The sequence below is a fragment of the Synechococcus sp. M16.1 genome, assembly GCF_014279895.1.
GTDB lineage: Bacteria > Cyanobacteriota > Cyanobacteriia > PCC-6307 > Cyanobiaceae > Parasynechococcus.
On sequence record NZ_CP047954.1, the window covers coordinates 1,530,326 to 1,546,291 of the forward strand.

General features: G+C 63.8%; 20 protein-coding genes. 9 read left to right on the forward strand and 11 right to left on the reverse strand.

The features are described from left to right. Positions 1-3 precede the first annotated feature (3 nt). Both SynM161_RS08880 and SynM161_RS08885 read left to right on the forward strand, forming a co-directional pair. Positions 4-1,383, forward strand: a complete 1,380-nt coding sequence (locus tag SynM161_RS08880; RefSeq protein WP_115010005.1) for an MFS transporter — start codon at positions 4-6, stop codon at positions 1,381-1,383. Positions 1,384-1,415: 32 nt separating this feature from the next. Then, on the forward strand, positions 1,416-2,585 hold the full coding sequence (locus SynM161_RS08885; RefSeq protein ID WP_186540945.1) for a glycosyltransferase family 4 protein: 1,170 nt from the start codon (positions 1,416-1,418) through the stop codon (positions 2,583-2,585). A 9-nt stretch (positions 2,586-2,594) separates the two neighbouring features. On the opposite strand, the gene SynM161_RS08890 is transcribed toward SynM161_RS08885, so the two are convergent. The 4 genes from SynM161_RS08890 to SynM161_RS08905 all read right to left on the reverse strand — a co-directional run bounded on the left by SynM161_RS08890 (position 2,595) and on the right by SynM161_RS08905 (position 4,753). After that, a complete protein-coding gene (locus SynM161_RS08890) occupies positions 2,595-3,113 on the reverse strand; it encodes an isoprenylcysteine carboxylmethyltransferase family protein (RefSeq protein WP_186540946.1) in 519 nt (172 codons plus the stop codon). Then, a complete protein-coding gene (locus tag SynM161_RS08895) occupies positions 3,114-3,680 on the reverse strand; it encodes a L,D-transpeptidase (RefSeq protein WP_255441763.1) in 567 nt (188 codons plus the stop codon). A gap of 107 nt (positions 3,681-3,787) precedes the next feature. Continuing rightward, complete coding sequence (locus tag SynM161_RS08900) at positions 3,788-4,171, reverse strand: hypothetical protein (protein ID WP_186540947.1); 384 nt, start codon at positions 4,169-4,171, stop codon at positions 3,788-3,790. Positions 4,172-4,192: 21 nt separating this feature from the next. Beyond that, positions 4,193-4,753, reverse strand: coding sequence for an acireductone dioxygenase (locus SynM161_RS08905; protein WP_186540948.1), 561 nt, complete (start codon positions 4,751-4,753; stop codon positions 4,193-4,195). Between the two features lie 68 nt (positions 4,754-4,821). Here SynM161_RS08905 and cobI point away from each other — a divergent pair, with 68 nt between their 5' ends. Beyond that, positions 4,822-5,532 carry a precorrin-2 C(20)-methyltransferase gene (gene cobI, locus SynM161_RS08910; RefSeq protein ID WP_186540949.1) on the forward strand — a complete coding sequence of 237 codons (711 nt, stop codon included), beginning with the start codon at positions 4,822-4,824 and terminating at the stop codon, positions 5,530-5,532. Here cobI and proC read toward each other — a convergent pair. The 6 genes from proC to der all read right to left on the reverse strand — a co-directional run bounded on the left by proC (position 5,529) and on the right by der (position 10,219). Next, the gene (gene proC, locus SynM161_RS08915; protein WP_370593142.1) at positions 5,529-6,305 is read right to left on the reverse strand and encodes a pyrroline-5-carboxylate reductase; all 777 of its coding nucleotides are present in this window, start codon (positions 6,303-6,305) and stop codon (positions 5,529-5,531) included. The genes cobI and proC overlap by 4 nt on opposite strands. A gap of 44 nt (positions 6,306-6,349) precedes the next feature. Further along, positions 6,350-6,916 carry a cell division protein SepF gene (locus SynM161_RS08920; protein ID WP_114989400.1) on the reverse strand — a complete coding sequence of 189 codons (567 nt, stop codon included), beginning with the start codon at positions 6,914-6,916 and terminating at the stop codon, positions 6,350-6,352. A gap of 75 nt (positions 6,917-6,991) precedes the next feature. Next, entirely contained in the window at positions 6,992-7,654 is a 663-nt protein-coding gene (locus SynM161_RS08925) for a YggS family pyridoxal phosphate-dependent enzyme (protein ID WP_186540951.1), read from the reverse strand. Between the two features lie 4 nt (positions 7,655-7,658). Continuing rightward, positions 7,659-7,925: a PipX family protein gene (locus tag SynM161_RS08930; protein WP_115161687.1), complete on the reverse strand. Its 267-nt coding sequence runs from the start codon at positions 7,923-7,925 to the stop codon at positions 7,659-7,661. Between the two features lie 14 nt (positions 7,926-7,939). Further along, positions 7,940-8,848 carry an energy-coupling factor transporter transmembrane protein EcfT gene (locus SynM161_RS08935; RefSeq protein WP_186540952.1) on the reverse strand — a complete coding sequence of 303 codons (909 nt, stop codon included), beginning with the start codon at positions 8,846-8,848 and terminating at the stop codon, positions 7,940-7,942. Between the two features lie 3 nt (positions 8,849-8,851). Next, positions 8,852-10,219, reverse strand: coding sequence for a ribosome biogenesis GTPase Der (gene der / locus SynM161_RS08940; RefSeq protein WP_186495879.1), 1,368 nt, complete (start codon positions 10,217-10,219; stop codon positions 8,852-8,854). A gap of 129 nt (positions 10,220-10,348) precedes the next feature. On the opposite strand from der, the gene SynM161_RS08945 reads away from it, so the two are divergent. Further along, positions 10,349-10,732 carry a L,D-transpeptidase gene (locus tag SynM161_RS08945; RefSeq protein ID WP_186510071.1) on the forward strand — a complete coding sequence of 128 codons (384 nt, stop codon included), beginning with the start codon at positions 10,349-10,351 and terminating at the stop codon, positions 10,730-10,732. 14 nt (positions 10,733-10,746) lie between these two features. Here SynM161_RS08945 and SynM161_RS08950 read toward each other — a convergent pair whose 3' ends face one another. Then, positions 10,747-11,214 carry a DUF1823 family protein gene (locus tag SynM161_RS08950; RefSeq protein WP_186540954.1) on the reverse strand — a complete coding sequence of 156 codons (468 nt, stop codon included), beginning with the start codon at positions 11,212-11,214 and terminating at the stop codon, positions 10,747-10,749. Positions 11,215-11,220: 6 nt separating this feature from the next. Between SynM161_RS08950 and dusB the strand changes: the two genes are divergently transcribed. The 5 genes from dusB to rfbB all read left to right on the forward strand — a co-directional run bounded on the left by dusB (position 11,221) and on the right by rfbB (position 15,951). Then, the gene (gene dusB, locus SynM161_RS08955; RefSeq protein WP_186540956.1) at positions 11,221-12,225 is read left to right on the forward strand and encodes a tRNA dihydrouridine synthase DusB; all 1,005 of its coding nucleotides are present in this window, start codon (positions 11,221-11,223) and stop codon (positions 12,223-12,225) included. Between the two features lie 123 nt (positions 12,226-12,348). Further along, positions 12,349-13,287 carry a glucose-1-phosphate thymidylyltransferase RfbA gene (gene rfbA / locus SynM161_RS08960; RefSeq protein WP_186540958.1) on the forward strand — a complete coding sequence of 313 codons (939 nt, stop codon included), beginning with the start codon at positions 12,349-12,351 and terminating at the stop codon, positions 13,285-13,287. After that, on the forward strand, positions 13,277-13,867 hold the full coding sequence (gene rfbC / locus SynM161_RS08965; RefSeq protein WP_186540960.1) for a dTDP-4-dehydrorhamnose 3,5-epimerase: 591 nt from the start codon (positions 13,277-13,279) through the stop codon (positions 13,865-13,867). The genes rfbA and rfbC overlap by 11 nt, the downstream gene beginning before the upstream one ends. Continuing rightward, a complete protein-coding gene (rfbD, locus tag SynM161_RS08970) occupies positions 13,864-14,748 on the forward strand; it encodes a dTDP-4-dehydrorhamnose reductase (protein WP_186540962.1) in 885 nt (294 codons plus the stop codon). Before rfbC ends, rfbD begins: the two co-directional genes overlap by 4 nt. 57 nt (positions 14,749-14,805) lie before the next feature. Beyond that, entirely contained in the window at positions 14,806-15,951 is a 1,146-nt protein-coding gene (gene rfbB, locus SynM161_RS08975; protein ID WP_186540964.1) for a dTDP-glucose 4,6-dehydratase, read from the forward strand. Positions 15,952-15,966: the final 15 nt, after the last annotated feature.

Consider the following 15,966-nt stretch of genomic DNA (forward strand, 5'->3'; position numbering starts at 1 on the left):
CCCTTGAGCGGACCGAGCCTCACCACCCCTGAACCCGCTCTGCCCACCGGCAGCAATCCGGAGGGAAAGCGTGGCTTGGAAGCCGTGCTGCGCCTCAAGGACTTCCGCAAACTCTGGCTGGGCCAGATCTTCTCGCAGCTGGCGGACAAGTTCTACATCGTGCTGATGGTCTTCCTGATCGATCAGCACCTGCTGCTGAAGGGGCAGGGAAGCGGCGTGCTGGCGGAGATGGCCTCGGATTACGGCCTCGACATCAGCACACGCACCCAGGTGATCACCCTGCTGGCCACAGGCATTTTTGTGGCCAACACCATCCCGGCCATGCTGCTGGGAACGGTGGCTGGGGTCTGGGCGGACCGCTGGCCCAAGCGTCGGGTGATGGTGGCCAGCAATGCCATCCGAGCCCTGTTGGTGGTGTTCGCACCGCTCTGTCTGCTGCCGGGGCCCATCTGGCTTGGTCTGCCCTGGGGCTACTGGGGGCTGGTGGGGATGACCTTCCTGGAATCGATCCTGACCCAGTTTTTCGCCCCCTCGGAACAGGCCACGATTCCTGTGGTGGTGCCGGGGGATCATCTGTTGGCGGCCAACTCCCTCTACCAAGCCACCAGCATGGGGGCGACGATCCTGGGATTCGCGCTGGGGGAACCGATTCTTCGTGCCCTGCACAGCAGCCTGGCGATCATCGGCATCGATGGCGGCGAGTTTCTGCTACTTCCGCTCTGTTACGGCCTCGCGGCCCTCAGCCTGTCGCGCCTGAAGCTGCAGGAAGCCCCCAAGCCCCCCTCAAATACATCGGTGTGGACGGAGATCGGCGAAGGATTGCAGGTGCTGCGCCGGGTGCCTTCAGTGCGTGGCGCCATGATTCATCTGGTGCTGCTCTACAGCCTATTGGCAGCGCTTTACGTGTTGGCGCTCCAGCTGGCTGCCCTGATCGAGAACCTGGGGCCCTCAGGCTTTGGTGCCCTGCTGGCCATGAGTGGACTGGGCATGGCGATCGGAGCTGTGGTGATCGCCCAACTGGGCCATCGGTTCAGCCGCCGCCGGCTCACGGCAGCAGGCCTGGGAACCATCACCTGGACCCTGGTGCTGCTCAGCCAGCTGCGGGGATCCCTGGCCTTCACCCTGAGCCTCTGCGGAATCCTGGGCATCGGCGCAGCTCTTGTGGCGATCCCCGCGCAGACCACGATTCAGGAAGAAACCCCCGAAACCGAGCGCGGCAGGGTGTTCGGACTACAGAACAACCTGATCAACATCGCCCTGAGCCTGCCGCTTGTGCTGGCGGGCACCCTGGTGAGCAGCATTGGTCTTCAACCGGTGCTGTGGCTGCTGGCGGGGTTGGCCCTGGTGGCAGCGTTGATCGAACGACCGTGGCAGCGCTGCTAACTTGCCTTTTCGCCTGAGGAGGCCCAACCCGCTTGGCGCAGATTGCGTGGCTCGGCAAGAAGTCTCCCTTCTGCGGGAATGTGTCCTACGGGATCAGCACCACGGAGGCCCTGCGCAAACGCGGGCATCAGGTGCACTTCATCCATTTCGATAACCCGCGCAGCCCGGAGCGCGACAACACATCGCTGCTTGCCAACGACCCGGACGTCAGCCTGCCTTATCTGGTCAAATCGCAGGTCTACACGATCCCTTCACCCGGGGCGCAGCGGGAGCTGAGGGAATCCCTGGAGCGGCTGCAGCCCGATCTCGTGCACGCCAGCCTCACCCTTTCGCCTCTGGATTTCCGCCTGCCTGAGCTGTGTCAGCAGCTGGGCGTGCCCCTGGTGGCCACCTTTCATCCCCCCTTCGATGCAGGCCTGCGCAACCTGACGGCGGGCACCCAACAGCTCACGTACCAGCTGTATGCACCGGCCCTGGCCCGCTACGACCGGGTGATCGTGTTTTCACAGCTTCAGTCGGACTTTCTCGAGCGCCTGGGCGTTCCCGCCGATCGACTGACGGTGATTCCCAATGGTGTGGACCCCGACCGCTGGTGCCCCACCAGCCCCGGCACCCTTTCGCTGATGCATCAGCAGGTGCGGCAACGGCTGGGGCGAGAACGGATTTTCCTCTACATGGGACGTCTTGCAACGGAGAAGAACGTTGAAGCCCTGCTACGGGCCTGGCGGCTGGTTTCACCGGAGGGCTGCCGATTGGTGATCGTCGGCGACGGGCCACTGCGCAACAGCCTGATGAACCAGTTCAACGACGATCGGATCCTCTGGTGGGGCCACGAGCCAGACCTGGACACCCGGGTTGCTCTTCTCCAGTGCGCTGAGGTCTTCATCCTGCCGAGCCTTGTGGAGGGCCTGTCGCTGGCCTTGCTGGAGGCGATGGCCAGCGGAACAGCCTGCGTGGCCACCGATGCCGGTGCCGATGGCGAGGCGCTGGAGCAAGGGGCGGGAATCGTGCTGAGTACCCAGGGCGTCACCACCCAGTTGCGCACACTGCTGCCGGTGCTCAGGGACCAGCCGGTGCTGACCGCGGAACTGGGCCGCAAAGCCCGCCTCCGCGCCTTGGAGCGCTACACGATTTCCAGCAACATCGACGCCCTCGAACAGCTCTATGCCGACCTGATGCAAACCAGCACGGTCGCCGCCTGAGCCAGGCCCTCAGCGCCAGTCCAAGCCAGGAACCCAGTCCACAATCGCTGGGGTAACTGCGGCGTATTGGCTGTAATCCGGATGCAGCACCCGCAACCCCTGCTCCTCGAAGCGGGCTTTGCCCCGCAGCACAGCCGCCAGGCTGACCAACAGCAACAGATGCAGCGGGCTGCCTGTGGCCAGCACCACTCCTGCGGAACACAGCAACACCGCCCGGTACAAGGGATGCCGACAGATGGCGTAGGAACCTGTGGCGATCAACTGATTCGCCGGCTTGGGCGCCGGCAGCGGCGAAAGGCTGGCCCCGAGACAGCGAAACGCCTCAAGGGCCCGAAACAGACCAAAAGCCAACAGCAGCAGGCCCAGCCCGAACAGGGGTTTGGGCCAAATCGCCACACCGAAGCTGGCGGGAGCTGGCCAGACCGGCAGCAGATGGGCCGTGATCAGCAGCAGCTGGGCCAGCAGCCACCACTCACCCCGGCGGTTGTCCAACCAGCCGCCCCAACTGAAGCCCCAATCGGAGAACATTCACTCGCTCACCACCAATGTTCGGACGTTACGGCGCTGCACCAAACCCGCCAGGGTCTGCATGTCGTCCCAGCGAATCAAGCCCACACAGCCGAGTGTGCCGCTGTTGGCGTTGCGGTTGGCACTGGGGTCGAGATGGATGCCCAGATGGCCTCGCCCCGTGGGGAACTGCGGTTCAATCCCAATCCAGATCGGCCCGAGCTCCCGCGGATCCGCGGGGCCCAGGGGCTCCACCGGCCCAAGGACGTAGCGACCGGCGGGAAGCGGCGCGCGGGTGCCGGAGCGATAGCGATCGGCGTTCTGACGGTGGGCCCGACCGCTGACGGCATCGAAGTGCTGCACGGGCTGACCTGGGGTTTCCAAACGCAGACTCCAGATGGGATCGCCCGTGCGCGGGAGCGATCGCGTGGTGCGGTTCAGCACCAAGACCGACTCGTTGGCGGAGGTGGAGATGGATGGCGACGTGGTGGGGAGCCTGGAGGCAGAGGCCAGATCCATCTCAGCGGCAGAACAGGGCACAACCAACAGCGCCAGCAGCTTCAACGCGAGACACGACCGAACGACCACAGCAGCCAGGCAAAGAGGCCGGAACCCTATGGGCGGTTTTTATTCGCTGAGAAAATAAAAACCAGCACTCTCACTGTCCCCTTCTGAGACCCAGCTCGAGAAAAGGCTCAGAGCTCGTTTTCGGCCAGCCGCAGCGCTTCAGCCTCCTTGGTTGGATCCAGGGCGCAGCTGTCATCCAGCAGGCGCTGCAGGCGCAGGCTGACGGCGACCACCAGGGGATTGGTCAGCACGCGCCGGCTGATGCCCAACTCCTCGAGCGAAATCGCCAGGGCTTGGCCGGCCTGGCGGCGCGGCAAACGCCCCTTCTCCACCTGACAGTCGCTGCTGGCCTTGGCCATGGCGGCATAGCCGCGAATGCGGCGGGCCAGCACCACCACGGCAACCCGGCGCTGAACCTCGGGTGCCAAAGGAGCATCCTCGGCAGCAACAGGAATGGGTGTTGCCATCGGCAGACCCAACAACAGCGCAGCCAGGAAGCGGTGGAGACGCATCAAGGTGTCTGGAACGCCCCCTCAGTCAAGCCTGGGAAATCGCTGGGCGATGCTGCTGCCGGTGTACTGCGCCACCCATCCCTCGGGGTTGTTGAACCAACGCACAGCACAGAACTGAGGCTGAGAGCCCATGTCAAACCAATGACGGGTCCCGGCAGGGACCCGCATCAGGTCGCCCCGTTCGCACAGCACGCTGAGCACCTCGGAACCGATGTGCAGCACAAACAGGCCGCACCCTTCCACAAAAAAGCGCACTTCGTCTTCGGCATGGGTGTGCTCCTCAAGGAACTTGCGGCGCAGGGGCTCGCGATCGGGGTGATCCGGCGTCATCCGAATCGCGTCGACCGTGGCGTAACCGCCATCGCGTTGAACCCGAGCGATGGCATCGGCATAGGCCTGGAGAATGGTGGCCTGGTCGGCTCCCTCCGGCAGACCCTGCTCCGCCAGCCATTGCTCAAAGCCGATGCCCCGGCGGCTGAGCTCCGACTGAATCACGGCCGGATCGTTGCTCTCCAGCGCAGGCATGGGCCCATTCGCAGCATGGGCTGAGCTTTCGTCTGGAAAGATGCTGAGACGACTCATCGTCTGGACCCCGGGCGCATCGACTGCTGACCATCATCGATCCCGCCACGACTGGGGGTCTCACACTGGTGGGGGTCGGCCCCGGCGATCCTTCCCTGCTCACCCTGGCCGCCGTTGAAGCCATCCGCCAAGCGGAGGTGGTGGCCTACCCGGTCGGACGACCGGGGGCCGACAGCATGGCCGCCAAAATCGCCGCAGCCTGGATCCGCAGCGACCATCAGCGTCTGCCCTTGTTGTTCCCGATGGTGGAAGCCCCCGAACCGCGTCGCACCGCCTGGGGAGCAGCGGCGCAGGAGCTGCAGCAGGCCATCCGTTCCGGCCAGCAGGTGGCACTGCTGTGTGAGGGAGATGCCTCGCTGTTTGCGAGTTGCAGCTACGTGCTGCTGGCCCTGCGTCAGGCGTGGCCCGACTGTCCCATCAGCGTGATTCCCGGCATCACCTCCTGCTCGGCAGCCGCGGCTGCGGGCCTCTGGCCCCTCGCTCTGCAGCAGGACCAACTGCTGTTGCGCCCTTGCCCAGACACACCCGAGGAGCTGGAGCGGGTGCTGGACACCGCCGCGGCAGCGGGGCAAGTTCTGGCCCTGCTGAAGCTGGGTCGGCGCTGGAGTTGGGTGCAACCCCTTCTGAAGCAGCGAGGCCTGCTGCAACAAGCCCTGTTTGCCGAGCGGGTCGGCTGGCCCGACCAGCAGATCTGTTGCGCGGATGCAGTGGCAGCCGACCCTCGCCCCTACTTCTCGCTGCTGCTGATCCGGCAGGGATGGCCGGAGGTGCTGCCCTAGGCCAACTCCCGGCTGCGTTCCGCAGCAGCGACAACCGCTTCGATCAAGGCGGAGCGCAGGCCGATGCGTTCGAGCGCGCGGACGCCGGCGATGGTGGTGCCCCCCGGGGAGGTGACCATGTCCTTGAGCTGGGCAGGGTGCAGATCGCGACGGTCCAGCAGCTCAGCCGTTCCAGCCAGGGTGCGGTGGCTCAGCCGCAGGGCCAGGTGCCTGGGAAGACCGGCAGCAACAGCCCCATCGGCCATGGCTTCCGCCACCAGGGCCACAAAGGCAGGGCCCGACGAGGTGAGGGCAAGGAACGCATCGAGCTTGGCTTCCGCCAACTCCAGAACTTCGCCCACATCGGCGAACAGCTGCCGCACCTGATCCCGTTGCCCTTGGTCGATCCCCTCCCCCCAGGCCAGAGCTGTCAAACCAGCTCCCACCAGCGCAGGGGTGTTGGGCACCGCCCGCACACAGCGATGACCGGGAAACAAATGCTGCAACCGCGCCAGAGACACCCCCGCCAACACAGAGATCAACAGCGGTTGACCCACAACAGGTCCTGCAGCTGCCGCAACGGCATCGAGTTGCTGCGGCTTCACCGCAAGCAGCTGGATCGGAGCCGTCCAGACCTGCTGAGCGGAAGGATCATCAGCGGCAACCAAACCGATGCCAGCTGGAAGGCCCCCACGTCGTTGCTCAAGCGAGCCGGATCCTCCGACCACTGCCAACAGCTGGTCGGCCGAAATCCGTCCACGCTCCAGGAGAGGAACCACAAGGGCCTGAGCCATGCGACCCAGGCCGATCACACCGAAAGCGGGCTGCACTGCGGGCTTCAGAGAGCGGCTGCCCCCCAGGCGGGAGAGGGTGCGCTGGCGGATTCGTCGACATCCGCCACATCGGCCTCACGGCTCACCACCGTTGGAGCCGAGGCTTCGTCTTGACCGGTGTTGGTCACGGTGACGCAGCTGGGGGCGAACAGGAAGATGCTCTCGCCGACGCGCTCCTGGTGTCCATCGATCGCGAAGGTGCCACCAGCAACGAAATCAACAGCACGCTGGGCCTGGTCGGGCTCCATCATCGTGAGGTTGAGGATCACCGTCTTGCGCTCCCGCAGCGCCTGAATGGCCCGAGGCATTTCATCGAAGCTGCGGGGTTCCATCACATTCACCTCGGACACAGCATTGCTGATGCCGGGCATGCCGATCACGTTGGATCCAGGCAGATCACCACCCAGGTCAAACGGGTTGGAGTCTCCAATGGTGGCCAGTGCACCACCGTCAGCCTGCAGGGCGCGCTGGTCCTGGTCATCTTGCTCGTCGTCGTAGGCGAAATCATCCAATTCGCCATCGAGGTAGTCATCGCCAGCGACGACGGCACGGAGACGGGAGATCAGCGACACCTTGGGATTCCTCTCGGTCTGAATGTGGTTCGAAAACCATGTCCCTGGATACCGTTTTCGCTGCGGCGGGGCAAGTCAATTCGCAGCGTCTGTTGACACCAATCTCGAACCGAACAGGGCCGAACCGATCCTGAGCCAGGTGCTGCCCGCTTCAGCAGCCTCTTTCCAGTCCGTGCTCATCCCCATCGAGCACTCCGCCAAGGCCAGCCGATCCGCCAGGGCGCGGCAGTCGGAAAACAACGCCTTGCGCTGCCCTGGGGCCATCTCGAGCGGCGCCATGGTCATCAGACCCGAGATCCGCAACCCCGGCAGAGCCTGCAGATCAGACCAAATGGCACCGAGTTCATCGGCCGACAGCCCCCCTTTGCTGGGATCGGGCCGCAGTTTCACCTGCAGCAGCACTTCAGGCTGACGGCCCTCCTCCACGGCGATGCGCGACACCCGTTCGGCCAGCGCCAGAGAATCCACCGAGTGAATGACGTCAAAGGCCTTCACCACCGGCCGCACCTTGTTGCTTTGCAGGCGACCAATGAAATGCCAGCGCAAGTTCAGATCGATCAGCTCCTCCTGCTTCGGTAGAGCCTCCTGAACGCGGCTTTCCCCGAAATCACGCTGACCAAGCTTCGCCACGCAACGCACGGACGCGGCTGGATGCCCTTTGCTCACGGCCAGAAGCCTGGATGAAGAGGGGAGGTCTGTCTGGAGCGCCTGCCAACGCGCCGCGAAGGAATCGGTCAAGGGTTCAGATGAACGTCTGATCGAACAGCTGACTCCAGGACTCAAGCTCGTCCGAGCCATCACGACGGCAACGGCCCAGATGCACCTCAGCGTGGTGACGCGCATCCCCGTAGGGAATCACTTCGAACTGGGCACCACGGGGCTGCAAGGTGACCAGGAAAAACATGCGCTGGGCGTACAACGTGGCATAGACGTCACGGCCCTCACCTGCCGGAGCCACCCGGTAGAGCATCCCGAAGGTGGGGTGATTCAAATATCGCTCGGACGCCATGCCGTGATCGGAGCTCATAGAGCACCGTACTGACCGCGGAGCCCAATCACCAACACAAGAACGACCAACGCCAGGCCGTTCAACAGGGGAGCAGCCCGATCGGAAGGGATGCGGAAGTACGACGGACCGAGAATTCGCCCACCACGGGCGACCAGAGCATCGGCCCCCTGCTCAGCCCTGAGAAGGATGTTGGCCAGCAGCCGCTCTCCGACCGCCAGCACCAGGCCGAAACCCGCCTTGAAGCCAAGCTGGCGCAGGTTGACCGCACGGCTGGCGAGAGAACGCAGCAGATTCTGGAGCTCCTCCTGCACCAGAGGCAGAAAGCGAAGTGCCAGCAGCAGTTGAAACCCCAGTCGCTCCACTGGACACCCCAGCCACTTCAATGGCGCCAGGCACCAGCTGAGGGCCCAGACCAGATCCTCAGGAGGGGTCGTGATCAGCATCAGGTTGACGCTGTGAATCACGGTGAAGGTCAAGGTGGACGTGCGCAGCCCCAGCAGCGCCGAGGCCCGATCCACCACCAGCGGCCCCAGCTGGAGACCGCCCAGCTGCAGGGGCCCTAGGCGCAACAGATCCCAGGAGGGGCCTTCCATCTCAAGCCCCGGAAGCTCAGCCGGACTGCGCAGCGGGAAGGCCGCAGGGGGATCCACAGCCGGCAACAACATCGAGAGGAGACCCACCAAAACAGCCAAGGCCGTCAGCACCAGCACAGACCTCCACCACAGCGAGCGAGCCAGGCCACTGCCAAGGGTGATCAGCACCAGAGCCACCACCAGGCCAACGCGCCAGAGGGGCCCCGCCAGAACAGGCGTGAGCAGAAAGACAAGGGACCAGGCCAGCTTCAGGCGAGGGTCCAAGCGCCGGAGCCAACCCGTGGAGCCATCGACGTACTGGCCCATCGGGACCTGGCGCAACCAGTCCATGGTTCAGCCTTTACGACTCTGCTGACGGGCCAGGTCGCGTTCGGCATCGCGCTGTTGCTTACCGCGCCAGAACAGACGCAACGGGCTGCCATCGAAACCGAGGCCCTCGCGGATCTGACGCTCCACATAGCGCCGGTAGGTCTCTCCGAACAATTTGGGGTCGTTGACGAACAGGGTGAAGCTGGGCGGCCGGCTGGCCACCTGGGTGCCGTAATACAGCTTTCCTTGGCGTCCACCGCGAGTGGTGGGGGGACTGCGCCAGCTCAGCGCTTCCTTGAGCACCTCGTTGACAACGGATGTACTGACGCGGCGACGGTGCTGCTCAACCGCCAGGGCAGCCAAGGCAAAGATGCTCTCCACGCGCTGGCCGGTGAGCGCCGAGGTGAACAGCATCGGAGCCCAGTCGAGGAAATAGAGCTTGGAGCGCAGCTCCTTTTCCATCGCCGTCATGGTGTGGCTGTCTTTTTCCACCGCGTCCCACTTGTTGACGACCACCACGCAGGCACGGCCGTCCTCTTCAATGCGACCCGCCAGGCGCTGATCCTGCTCGGTCACCCCATCGAGGGCATCGATCACCAGAACACACACATCACTGCGTTCAATGGCCTTGAAACTCCTGTTGATGCCGAAGAATTCCGGGCCGTAGTTGACGCTGCGCCGCCGGCGGATGCCCGCCGTGTCCACCAGGCGCCAGGGACGATTCTCACGAATGATGCTGGTGTCAATCGTGTCGCGGGTGGTGCCGCGGATCGGGCTGACAATCGCCCGCTGCTCTCCGCAGATGGCATTCAGCAGACTGGATTTCCCGACATTCGGCCGTCCGATGATGGCCATCTGAATCGGCTCCTCCTCGTCACCCTCCTGATCCTTCGGGGGGAAAAAGGTGAGCACCTGATCCAGCAGTTCTCCGGTGCCGGCGCCGTGGATGGCCGAGATCGGATGGGGTTCACCCAGGCCAAGGCCCCAGAATTCGCCGGCCATCGCCAGGCCCTGTTCCGGCGACTCGCACTTGTTCACCGCCAACAGCGTGGGACAGCGGTGACTGCGTAGAAATTCCGCGATGGACTCGTCAGCGGCCGTTAGCCCCTGCTGACCGTCCACGATCACCAGAGCCACACTGGCTTCCTCGAGCGCCAGAGCCGCCTGCTCCCGGATCTCCGGCAGGAACTCGCTGTCGTCGTCGAACACCAGTCCACCGGTGTCGACGACCTTGAACTCCCGATCGCCCCAGTAGCCGTCCTGGTATGTGCGATCACGCGTCACGCCAGGCTGATCGTGAACGATGGCTTCCCGGCTGCGGCACAGCCGATTCACCAAGGTCGACTTACCGACATTGGGGCGTCCGATAATTGCGACGACAGGACGCGCCAAGGGTCTGCTCAGGCCAATCTTTCACCCTACAGAGACGGCATAAAGCCGCTGGAAAACCGAAATTCTTTCGGGGCGAGACTAATAAGTCTCAACTGAGACGGCCAGGGCGAGTTCAGTTGTTCCCTCGCCATGCTCGAGCTCGTCGCCAGCCTTGTGGTCGACCTCTCCGACCAACGCCTGACCGTCTACAACAGCGATCAGGAGGTGGTTCGCGTGATTCCGGTCAGTACCGGCAAAGCCTCAACGCCAACACCGATCTTCAACAGCAAGGTTTATACGAAGTACCGATCCACCACGATGTATGGACGCACCTACACCGTTCCCGGGGTGCCGTTCACGATGTGTGTGAGCGCGAACGAGTCCATCTGCCTCCACGCCGCCCCCTGGCAGGAGAACGCCGGGAAACCCTTCGGCGTGCCCCGCAGCCATGGCTGTGTGCGCATGCCGCTGAACCACGCCCGTTGGCTGTTCCACAACACCCCGAAAGGCACACCCATCACGATTCAGGCCTGAGTTAGGCCACCAGATCACTTCACCGGCAGATCGCCGGGGTGCCCCTGCACCGGATCGGTAGGAGGGGGAAGCTCAGGGCCCAGGGGCCCCTGCTCCGGCAGGGGCTCGCTCCGCTGGGCCAGCCAGGCCAACAGCCAGTTCACGGCGGTGGCCCGTCGGGTTCGGCGGGGGTACAACTCACCGATGCGGTACCCCGCGAAATTGAGCTGTTGTTTGAGCAGCTGTTTGTGTTCCTTGGGAACCGAGCGGGTTAAACGAACCGACGCCGGACGCTCCGCGATCAGCTCGGGAGCCTTAGGGAAAGCATCGGCCCATTCGGGGGGTGTGTCGGGACCGGCGCACCACTGCGGTTCAGCAGGCTGATAGCCCAGACGTTCCCAGATCCTTTCGCAGACAAAGCGATCGCTGCAGCGGTCCTCGAGGATCTGCAACAGCAACGAACGACTGAGCGGCCAGGGCATGTCGGTTGCGTTGTGCAGCATGGACCCATGATTGCTTCACCCCCTCTGCAGCTTCCCGGCAATGGAACCGCGCGTCAGCTGCGCTGCCGCGTGTTGCAGTCGCCGCTGGCAGGGGTGAGCGATCGAATCTTCCGCGGCCTGGTGCGGCGCTGGGCGCCCGACGCGCTGCTGTTCACCGAAATGGTGAACGCCACCAGCCTCGAGATGGGGCATGGACTCTGCAAGGTGGAGTCGCTCGCCGAGGAATCCGGCCCCATCGGCGTGCAACTGTTCGACCATCGCCCCCAGGCCATGGCTGATGCGGCACGACGGGCCGAAGCCAGTGGTGCCTTCCTGATCGACATCAACATGGGTTGCCCTGTTCGCAAGATCGCCCGCAAGGGGGGTGGTTCCGGCTTGATCCGTGATCCCGAGCTGGCCATCAAGATCGTGGAAGCGGTGGCAGACGCCGTGGCCGTGCCCGTCACGGTGAAGACACGCCTGGGTTGGTGTGGCAGTGATGCCGATCCCGTGCACTGGTGCCAACAGCTGGAACAAGCCGGTGCACAACTGCTCACGCTGCATGGACGCACCCGCGAACAGGGCTTCAAGGGCGCTGCGGACTGGAGCGCGATAACTAACGTCCGAAAAGCCCTCACGATCCCCCTGATCGCGAACGGCGACATCAACAGCCCCGATGATGCCCTGCGCTGCCTGGATCAGACCGGCGCAGCGGGAGTGATGGTGGGCCGAGGCACGATGGGAGCTCCATGGCTGGTGGGACAGATCGACGCCGCCTTGGCCGGTCGTGCAATCCCCGCCACACCCAACCCGTCAGCACGGCTTGCACTGGCCCGCGATCAACTGGACGGTCTGGTGGAGGATCGCGGCGACCATGGGCTGCTGATCGCCCGCAAACACATGGGCTGGACCTGCACGGGCTTCCCCGGCGCCTCACGACTGCGGCATGCCCTCATGCGAGCCCCCACGCCCGCCCTGGCCAGGGAGCTGCTGACGCAGCAGATCGACGCCCTTGCCGCGTCCGCCGCATGACAACGGCAGACAACTCCACATGAGGAGCGATCTGTTGCAACGGCTTTGCGATCGCCTCAAATGAAGTGATCGCAAGGGGTCTCATGCTGTAATGGCGCCGACTTCACGCCGGTGAGCCAGCCGATGAGCACCGCATCCAAGCGACGGGGAATCATCCTGGCTGGCGGGAGCGGCACTCGGCTGCATCCGATCACCCAGGCCGTCAGCAAACAACTGCTGCCGGTTTACGACAAGCCAATGATTTATTACCCGCTCAGCACCCTGATGCTGGCGGGAATCCGCGAGGTGCTGATCATCACCACCCCCCACGACCGGGAGTCCTTCCAGCGCTTGCTCGGTGATGGCAGACGCTGGGGGATGACCATCGAGTACGCCGTGCAACCGAGCCCGGATGGCTTAGCTCAGGCGTTCTTGATTGGTGCCGACTTCCTGGCGGGCCACCCCGCTGCCCTGGTTCTGGGAGACAACCTCTTCCACGGGCATGATCTGGTGCCCCAGCTGGTGAACAGCAACGCTCAGGCCCTAGGAGCGACGGTGTTTGCCTACCCCGTCAGTGATCCAGAGCGTTATGGCGTGGCCGAGTTTGATGCCGATGGCCGCGTGCTGAGCCTGGAGGAAAAACCTCAGCAGCCCAAGAGCCGCTACGCGGTCACCGGGTTGTACTTCTACGACGACAGCGTCGTGGAACGAGCTCGTCAGGTAAAGCCATCAGCACGTGGCGAGCTGGAGATCACCGATCTCAATCAGATGTATCTGAATGAAGGGCTGCTGCGGGTGGAGCTGATGGGCCGGGGCATGGCTTGGCTCGACACCGGCACCTGCGATTCCCTCAACGATGCCGGCGGCTACATCCGCACGCTCGAACATCGCCAGGGACTGAAGGTGGGTTGCCCGGAGGAGGTGGCCTGGCGCCAGGGCTGGATCACAGCAGAACAGTTGAGTCAGCTGGCGCAGCCCCTCAAGAAAAGTGGCTACGGCTCCTATCTCCTGCAAATGCTTGAGGAAAGCGTGAGCGATCACGCGGCTCTGCAAACCAGTCTGGAGGTGAGCCATGCAGGTTGAACAACTCAAAACACCGTCCGGTGCGGTGATGCAGGGTCCCCTGCTGATCACGCCCCAGGCCTTCGGCGATGACCGTGGCTGGTTTTACGAAAGCTGGAACCAACGAAAGTTCGATGAAGCCGTCGGCGAATCGGTGCTGTTCTCGCAGGACAACCACTCCCGCTCGATTCAAGGCGTGCTGCGTGGACTGCACTACCAGCTCGCACCGGAACCCCAGGCCAAGCTGGTGCGTGCCTCGGTCGGGGTGATCTACGACGTCGCCGTCGATATCCGACGCAACTCACCAACCTTTGGCACCTGGGTCGGCGCCGAACTGAGTGCCGAGAACAAATGCCAGCTTTGGATTCCTGAGGGCTTCGCCCACGGCTTTCTCACCCTCAGTGACGTTGCTGAGGTGCAATACAAGGCACGAGGGTTCTGGAACAAATCCTGTGAACGGGCCATCGTCTGGAATGATCCAGATCTGGTCATTGCCTGGCCGATCGATCGGCTGCAGGGTGCCGAGGTGAGCCTCTCGAGCAAAGATGCCGAAGCAGCAGGGTTCAAAGCCGCTGAAGCCGCCGGAGACGTTTTCCCATGAAAGTGCTGCTCACCGGAGCTGGCGGTCAGCTGGGTCAGGCTCTGATCACTTCCGCCCCTGAGGGACTCGAGCTGGTGGCCACCAGCCGTGAGCAGCTTGACCTGGCGGACCCTGAAGCCTGCCGCAGCGCCGTGGAACAGCACCAGCCCGACTGGGTGCTCAACTCCGGTGCTTACACAGCGGTGGACAAGGCTGAGTCGGAGCCCGAACTGGCCCACGCCGTGAATGCCGGGGCACCGGAGGCCTTCGCCCGCGCTCTTGATCAACAAGGGGGACGCCTGCTCCAGATCAGCACCGACTTCGTCTTCAACGGAACCCAGGGAACGCCGTATCAACCCGAGCAGGCCCGCGACCCTCTCGGTGCTTACGGCGCCAGCAAAGCTGCTGGAGAAGCTGCGGTCCAATCGATTTTTGGAGCAGGAGGCCGTGGCCTGATCCTGCGCACCAGCTGGGTGATCGGGCCCGTGGGCAGAAACTTCGCCCTCACCATGCTCCGCCTCCACCGGGAACGGGATCAACTGGGTGTTGTCGCCGATCAGGTGGGCTGTCCCACCAGCACCCTCAACCTTGCTCAAGCCTGCTGGCAAACCCTTCAGAGCGCTGGTGACCGGGAATTACCAGCCGTCATGCACTGGAGTGATGCCGGCGCCGCCAGCTGGTACGACGTGGCGGTGGCCGTGGGCCAAATCGGTGCTGACCTGGGGCTCATCGACACTCCCGCAGCCGTTCAACCGATCACAACAGCGGACTACCCGACCCCTGCTGAACGGCCGGCCTATTCCCTTCTGGACTGCACAGCAACCCGAGCCGCCCTGGAACTCAACGGTGAGCACTGGCAACAAGCCCTCAAAACCGTGTTGCAGCAGGCCAAAACGCCATGAACGGCCACTGAGTTCAACACCCCAGCCCCAAACAACCCCCAATCCACGCTCACACCAATGGTTTCGTCCATGCCCTCCGCCTCCGACCTGCTGGGAGATCGCCGCAGAGTTCTGGTCACCGGAGGTGCCGGCTTCATTGGCGGCGCTGTTGTGCGCAGACTTCTGCGGGAGACCAAGGTCACCGTCTTCAACCTCGACAAGATGGGCTATGCCAGCGACCTTTCCTCAATTGAGGAGGTGCTGAGCGAGCTGGGCGAAGAGGCGAACGATCGCCACAGACTGCAGAAGGTGGATCTGACCGATGCAGCAGCCGTTGAGGCTGCGGTGCATGAAGCCGATCCTGATCTGGTGATGCACCTGGCAGCGGAAAGCCACGTGGATCGATCCATCTCCGGCCCCGGAGTGTTCATCGAGAGCAACGTCAACGGCACCTACAACCTCCTGCAGGCGGTGCGGAGCCACTACGAGGGCCTAAGCGGTGAACGCCGGGATGCCTTCCGGATGCACCACATCAGCACCGACGAAGTCTTTGGGTCCCTGGGCGCCGAGGGGCGTTTCTCAGAGACAACGCCCTACGACCCCCGCAGCCCCTACTCCGCCAGCAAGGCAGCGAGCGATCACCTCGTTCAGGCATGGCACCACACCTTTGGGCTTCCTGTGGTGCTCACCAACTGCTCAAACAATTACGGCCCCTGGCAGTTCCCGGAAAAACTCATCCCTGTGGTCACCTTGAAGGCCGCTGGAGGTGAGTCGATTCCTCTCTACGGAGATGGGCTGAATGTGCGGGATTGGTTGTACGTGGAAGACCACGTCGATGCATTGCTTCTGGCGGCCTGCAACGGAGCCTCGGGCCGCAGTTACTGCGTTGGCGGCCACGGTGAACGCACCAACAAGGAGGTTGTTCACGCCATCTGCCAACAGTTGGATCAAAGCCGCCCTGCATCGGCTCCCCACGCCGACCTGATCACGCCGGTGACCGACCGTCCTGGCCACGATCGCCGCTACGCGATTGACCCAGGCCGCATCAGTTCCGAGCTGGGCTGGAGGCCTCGCCACAATGTGGAACAGGGCTTGGCGGAGACCGTGCACTGGTACCTGTCCCATCAGAAATGGTGCAGCAAGGTGCGAGAGCGGGCGGGATATGACGGCAGCAGATTGGGCATTGAAACGGTGAAGCATCAAGGCACAACACCGGACCGTTGATGCGGACCGACGCCA

Excerpts from the sequence above, each read along its gene's own strand:
- SynM161_RS08890 (WP_186540946.1), bottom strand. The coding sequence starts at position 3,113 with ATGTTCTCCGATTGGGGCTTCAGTTGGGGCGGCTGGTTGGACAACCGC.
- SynM161_RS08900 (WP_186540947.1), bottom strand. The coding sequence starts at position 4,171 with ATGCGTCTCCACCGCTTCCTGGCTGCGCTGTTGTTGGGTCTGCCGATG.
- SynM161_RS08905 (WP_186540948.1), bottom strand. The coding sequence starts at position 4,753 with ATGAGTCGTCTCAGCATCTTTCCAGACGAAAGCTCAGCCCATGCTGCG.
- proC (WP_370593142.1), bottom strand. The coding sequence starts at position 6,305 with ATGGCTCAGGCCCTTGTGGTTCCTCTCCTGGAGCGTGGACGGATTTCG.
- SynM161_RS08930 (WP_115161687.1), bottom strand. The coding sequence starts at position 7,925 with ATGGCGTCCGAGCGATATTTGAATCACCCCACCTTCGGGATGCTCTAC.
- SynM161_RS08935 (WP_186540952.1), bottom strand. The coding sequence starts at position 8,848 with ATGGACTGGTTGCGCCAGGTCCCGATGGGCCAGTACGTCGATGGCTCC.
- SynM161_RS08945 (WP_186510071.1), top strand. The coding sequence starts at position 10,349 with ATGCTCGAGCTCGTCGCCAGCCTTGTGGTCGACCTCTCCGACCAACGC.
- SynM161_RS08950 (WP_186540954.1), bottom strand. The coding sequence starts at position 11,214 with ATGCTGCACAACGCAACCGACATGCCCTGGCCGCTCAGTCGTTCGTTG.
- dusB (WP_186540956.1), top strand. The coding sequence starts at position 11,221 with ATGATTGCTTCACCCCCTCTGCAGCTTCCCGGCAATGGAACCGCGCGT.
- rfbA (WP_186540958.1), top strand. The coding sequence starts at position 12,349 with ATGAGCACCGCATCCAAGCGACGGGGAATCATCCTGGCTGGCGGGAGC.
- rfbC (WP_186540960.1), top strand. The coding sequence starts at position 13,277 with ATGCAGGTTGAACAACTCAAAACACCGTCCGGTGCGGTGATGCAGGGT.
- rfbD (WP_186540962.1), top strand. The coding sequence starts at position 13,864 with ATGAAAGTGCTGCTCACCGGAGCTGGCGGTCAGCTGGGTCAGGCTCTG.
- rfbB (WP_186540964.1), top strand. The coding sequence starts at position 14,806 with ATGGTTTCGTCCATGCCCTCCGCCTCCGACCTGCTGGGAGATCGCCGC.